The sequence below is a fragment of the Xenorhabdus santafensis genome, from assembly GCF_033949405.1.
Taxonomy (GTDB): domain Bacteria; phylum Pseudomonadota; class Gammaproteobacteria; order Enterobacterales; family Enterobacteriaceae; genus Xenorhabdus; species Xenorhabdus santafensis.
This window is the reverse complement of the sequence record NZ_VCDN01000089.1, coordinates 1-5040: the sequence shown is the minus strand read 5'-3', so window position 1 is coordinate 5040 and position 5040 is coordinate 1. Positions and strand designations below refer to the sequence as shown.

The window sequence follows — 5040 nt, the reverse complement described above, 5'->3', positions numbered from 1 at the left end:
AAGCGCAATCCGGTGGCATCTTCGGCAAGCTGCAACGTGCCAGACGTAGTACGGCCTAACAGGTTCATCGGGTCATGCTCGTACAACGCCCTGATATCTGTTCCCGCCACTAAACTGGCGTTAAACGCATTCGGCGCGAATTGTTCGATAAACTCATCCCACAGCACATGTGATCGGCTGTTCCACTTAATTACATAACCTGCCAGCGTTTTATTGCTGGCAGACAGTGAAGCTGTGCGGATTTCAAAATCATGCTTCATTGATGGACTCCAAGGCTTGGAAAAGGGCGCGATACCCCTTCTGCTTAGTTGCTGGATGCTTTCACTTCCAGTACCTTAATTGCGTTGGAATCCACCAACCCACCACCCAAATATTTATCGGTATGTACCTTATAAAATCCCGGCTCGGTGATATTGTCAGGGCGGGTACGAATGCCCGTTTCATGGTCAACGATAAAGTAACCACGCTTGAAGTCACCCAGACCGATAACGCTATCCGGCATAAATTCGAGGTAATGAACAGGCAGGCCAAGCAGCATATCCGGATCGCCGGCTTGTAAACGTTCACGCCAGATATAATCACCATTGCCGTTTTTCAGCTTCTGTACCTGAGCGGCGGTGTTGGAGTTCATCACCCATACGGCGTTCTTGCGGTATTTGTTCCTGAGCAGGAACTTGAGATCAATCAGGCTATCGGCTTCCAGTTTGGCAGCTTCCAGCTTCTGCAATGTACCAAATGCACGGATTTTGTCGGCTTGGGTATCGCGGGGATAAGACAGAAAACCTTTGGCCCTTTTGCTGCCGTTACCGCTCACCAGATCCGTTTCTTCGGTATCAACAAAGGTGTCTGCAATTTCAGAGGTCAGCCAACCCAAAATATCCACATCGCTAAAATCGATGATCTCTTGCGTGGTTTTGGGGTAAGCGTAAATCGGGAACAGCTTAATGCTGACTTCTTCCATCTTCGGTGTCGTTGTCTCACTGCGTGCCTTGCCTTCTTCTCCGTGCGCTACCGCTGCACCGCCGACAGAAACCAATTGCTTGTATTCGTTGCTGCGTGTGGTTTTGATGGTACAGATTTGACGCATGACGGATTCATCCGCCAATTGCTGCATGATCTGCTTGTTCAGCTCAGGGATAACGGTATAGCCACCGTCTGAGGAAACCGCCGTAGACAAGGTGCGGGTTTCGCCTGTCACGATGTAGTGGCGCAATTCATCGTTGCTGAGTTTTTCACTGGCTGGCTGTTTTTTTGCCTGATGGCGTTCTTCATCTGACAAAGACTCATAACGGGCAATTTCGGTATTCAGGGTATCGGACTGACTGCGTAATTCGTCGAATTGTTTGGCTTCATCTTCGGTGAGTGAACGTTTTTCAGTTTCGGCGTTGGTGAGCAGTGAACGCATTTGTTCGGTGAGGGTTGCCTTTTGCTGGCGTAATTCGAGTAATTTTTTCATGAAATGGTTTCCGTGAACAAGAATGTTAAGACGTGAAACCAGCTCTAAGAGAGGGCAGGCCGAATAATCTTTTTCTGCGTCTCGCAGGCTACTTCTCGCAGCTTGATTAAACGGCCTGATGGCGGCTCACGTCTGAGTGCCATCTCTTAATATATCCATGAAAAATATAATAAAAAGACCTCGCTATAGGAGGTCTAAACAGGCGGAAACATGAGGTCGGAATATTTATAAAATTTTTCACTTACATAACTTAATGTCTTTAACATAAGTAGTCGGTGACATCCATGAAATTTTATCACATGTCAGATAGCCATCATTTTTTAACTTATAACTAACATAAAAAGAGATAGGTAAACTAATTATAAATGATGCAATCATCAATCTACTTAGGTATTTAACAATTATTTTGTTAAATTTAGGTAGCCTATCAAAGATAAAGAAAAAAACAGAGGCCGATAATGAATAAAATAATAGCGGGGATGACATTACACCCATAACAACAGTAGCAGAAAATGTTATTTCATCTTTCATTAGCACTAATGAAATAGCGTCATCAATAATGATGATCATTATAAATACCATAAATAATAATAGTACTAGCACACCTAATGCTTTGAAGTATTTACTATTCACCTTAACCTTCCTAAGCCATTAAAAAAATATTGTAAATCCGCTTCAGGTGTTCTTGGTTTTCTTTTCATTTCTTCTTTCAATAGTGCTATTAATTTGTCACTTATTCCATATTTTTTATCTAAAAAATCTAAAACATAAGCTACTGCAAAACCAGTAAGTAAAACTATTCCAGCAACAGCAATAATACTACCACCTAAAGCCGCTGTAGCAATTAAAGTCGAACCTACAGCCCAAGAGGCTGTAGCGGTAATAGCAGTTTTTGCCATATCCATTGTTATGTTGCCGATAAAATCAGCTAGCGTATATTCATCCTTAAAAATACTTTCTATCAATCTATAGATAATCGAAAATACAATACAGAATCTAACACCTTTAACAACGCTTGCATTAAGCCCCTGCTGCCCTATTCCCATTCCAAGCATTTGGGGGTTTTTGGCACGATAGCGTGTCCCCATAATACGACTCCTAAGGCCTGCATGCCCTGATATGTGAATATACTTTTCTCCATTTTTCCCTACATGCTGTGTAGCTTTAATGCCCAAGCTCTTAAATTCTCGAATAACATCATATACTCCACGTGAATCATAGATATTTCCCGCATAGGCGGAAACAGGATCTGTAACAGGAAATACATACGCCATAGGATTTTTTTTCTTGTTTCCTGCGTCCGTACCTCTTGCAAATGCTTCCCCAGTACTTAGGTGTTCTGAGTCCATACCTCTTGCAAAGGCTTCTCCATAACTTGGATTTTGTGGGCGGTGGGGGCTGATATCCTCAATAATGCCTTGAGCTTCTGATAATGTGAGAACAAAGTGATATTGGGTATTATCTCTCAATACTTTTTCTAATCCAATGGCATCAAAAAACTCATGCTGAGGTTTTAGCTGATTAATTCCTACATTACCCCTTAAAACATCCCCCATATAACCATCCCAAGTGGGATTATATTTTTTATGTGTCATTCTTAAACTCTCCGTAACATTCAGCATCAATTAAGTAGGATATAACGACAATACTTATCCATTCCAGCATGGAGAAAATATACCTATGAATTTGTGATGAATTTCTATTCTTAAGCAAAATCAGACAATTACTTAGTTTTAATTTCAGTCATACCATAATAAAAAATTAAGCACTAAATTTATGACCCCAGACTCATACGATTTTTACTTGCCTACCAGAGGATACCCCCTGAAAATCTTTTTACCCCCCTCAACTCTACACCCTATGCACAATTCTCTGAAAGCCTTGCTACATCTGAATTTGTGGCAATTAATACGATATTCACCCACTGTGTAACCTATGCACCTTTTATTTTTTAACTAATGTAGAGAGTGCATAGTGGATGTATAGTTAAAAAATAACTATACATCCTTTATTTTTCTTTAAGTACAGACAGATATTCAAAATGGTGCATAGGATGTATACCTAAATCCAAAAGTTCTAGGTAGTAGACTTAATCTTCCCTGCGCTCAGGGACTGATGGTAGCCATTCTTCTGCGCCTTCCGACAACTCAACACGATAAGAATAACCTTTCTTGGTTCTCACTTTCTGATAATCCTTCCGGTATTCCTGCATAATCTTCGGCATCGACTCGCCAAATTTTGTCAGTGTCAGCGGGCGTTCAAAACCGTAAGCCTCCATAAAAGAGAGATAAGCGTGGTACAGGTATATTCTCGGTGCTCGCGGGCTAATATTCTTATTCCCCATTTTCATTCCAGAAGTATTATTTCCAGATACCAGATAACCACAGAAGCGATAGAGGGGATCAGAGCCACATTTCACCGTTAATGCTTCGCTGGAATCGCGTTGCGCCTGTAGCAGTTTCTTAGTCTTATTCTGGTCGGCAAACTCTTTTAATAAGTGACGAATAATCACTGGTAATTCCCGACTGATTTTCTCCGGCAATTGTGAGTCTTTCTCGGATTCCTTGACCGGAATATTAAACGGAAATATCACCCGCCGCCGTGCAATACCGCCATTACGTTCTGTAAAGCTCATGGGTTCGTTATTGGTGGCTAATACTACTGCTTTAATAATTGTTGAAAACTGCTTCTCGTATTTTCCGTCAACTTCAATCAGATCACCGCCTGTAATGGCCTTAATGCCAGCCCCTTCACCGACATATTTAACCTGATCGGGCAGCGTGATCAAACTTTTCCCGACAAACTGATAGCGGCCTCTGGCTTCATCCAATGCTCTCATATTGCCACTGGCGGTATTGTGCTCTCCCGCCAGTAGTGTAGCGATATACGTAAACACACTTTTACCGCTGCCACCTTCGCCTGTTACCTCAATAAATAGCTGCCAGTCATAACGGTTTGCCAGAATCATAAACAGGGCTGCTTTGATGCGATTCATCTTGTTTTCATTCTGACCCGCTGCATGGGATAACCAACGGTAAAAATCAGGGGCATGTTCCGGCAAGTTTTCACCAATAGCAGGCTGGGTAAACTCAATGCCATTATGGTTCATGAGCCAATGTTCAGGCTGGTGCGGAGTAAATTGTTGTGTTGATAAATTATATACACCATTACTAAACCCGATTAAATCCTGTCGTTGTTCGCCGATGATTGGCACTTGTAATTTCATGGCACAAATAGCGTTATTGATCCCGTTTGGGCTGTAAGGGGTGTCATGCTGGTCGAAGATTGCCACCATTGCGCGACGCAACTCGTTATCCGATACGGTTTCCCATGTCGTACCGTTATAGTGATAAACTGATTCACTTTCAGCATGTACCGCGATTTTTTGGTAATGCTCAACCAATAATGCCCCGCGTTGACTGGCTGCCATTTGTGCCAGATTGTTATTGGCCTTCTTGGGCTTTGCTTCACGGCTCTCCGTTGCTTCTGCGTTCACTGACTGTTTCTCCCTGATCTGATATAATCCGTTGCTGAATGCCTGCTTTGCTGCCTCTATGCTGTGACGCTGACGATAATCGTCCCAG

Annotated in this window: 5 protein-coding genes; all 5 read right to left on the bottom strand. The window is 42.5% G+C overall.

Going from position 1 to position 5040, the window contains the following annotated elements:
* Positions 1-260: HK97 family phage prohead protease (locus FE392_RS16975; RefSeq protein ID WP_319931382.1), on the bottom strand; the 260-nt coding region annotated here is incomplete at its 3' end.
* A gap of 44 nt (positions 261-304) precedes the next feature.
* The gene (locus FE392_RS16970) at positions 305-1456 is read right to left on the bottom strand and encodes a phage major capsid protein (RefSeq protein WP_319931381.1); all 1152 of its coding nucleotides are present in this window, start codon (positions 1454-1456) and stop codon (positions 305-307) included.
* A gap of 237 nt (positions 1457-1693) precedes the next feature.
* Positions 1694-2089 (bottom strand): DUF1240 domain-containing protein, encoded by a 396-nt coding sequence (locus FE392_RS16965; protein ID WP_319931380.1) that lies wholly within the window; start codon positions 2087-2089, stop codon positions 1694-1696.
* The gene (locus FE392_RS16960) at positions 2086-3051 is read right to left on the bottom strand and encodes a hypothetical protein (protein ID WP_319931379.1); all 966 of its coding nucleotides are present in this window, start codon (positions 3049-3051) and stop codon (positions 2086-2088) included. Before FE392_RS16960 ends, FE392_RS16965 begins: the two co-directional genes overlap by 4 nt.
* Before the next feature lie 494 nt (positions 3052-3545).
* Positions 3546-5040 (bottom strand): DNA primase family protein (locus FE392_RS16955; RefSeq protein ID WP_319931378.1); only part of this gene is annotated, 1495 nt, incomplete at its 5' end.

What these genes read in the sequence shown, in the direction of transcription:
- FE392_RS16970 (WP_319931381.1), bottom strand. Translation starts at nt 1,456, where the DNA reads ATGAAAAAATTACTCGAATTACGCCAGCAAAAGGCAACCCTCACCGAA.
- FE392_RS16960 (WP_319931379.1), bottom strand. Translation starts at nt 3,051, where the DNA reads ATGACACATAAAAAATATAATCCCACTTGGGATGGTTATATGGGGGAT.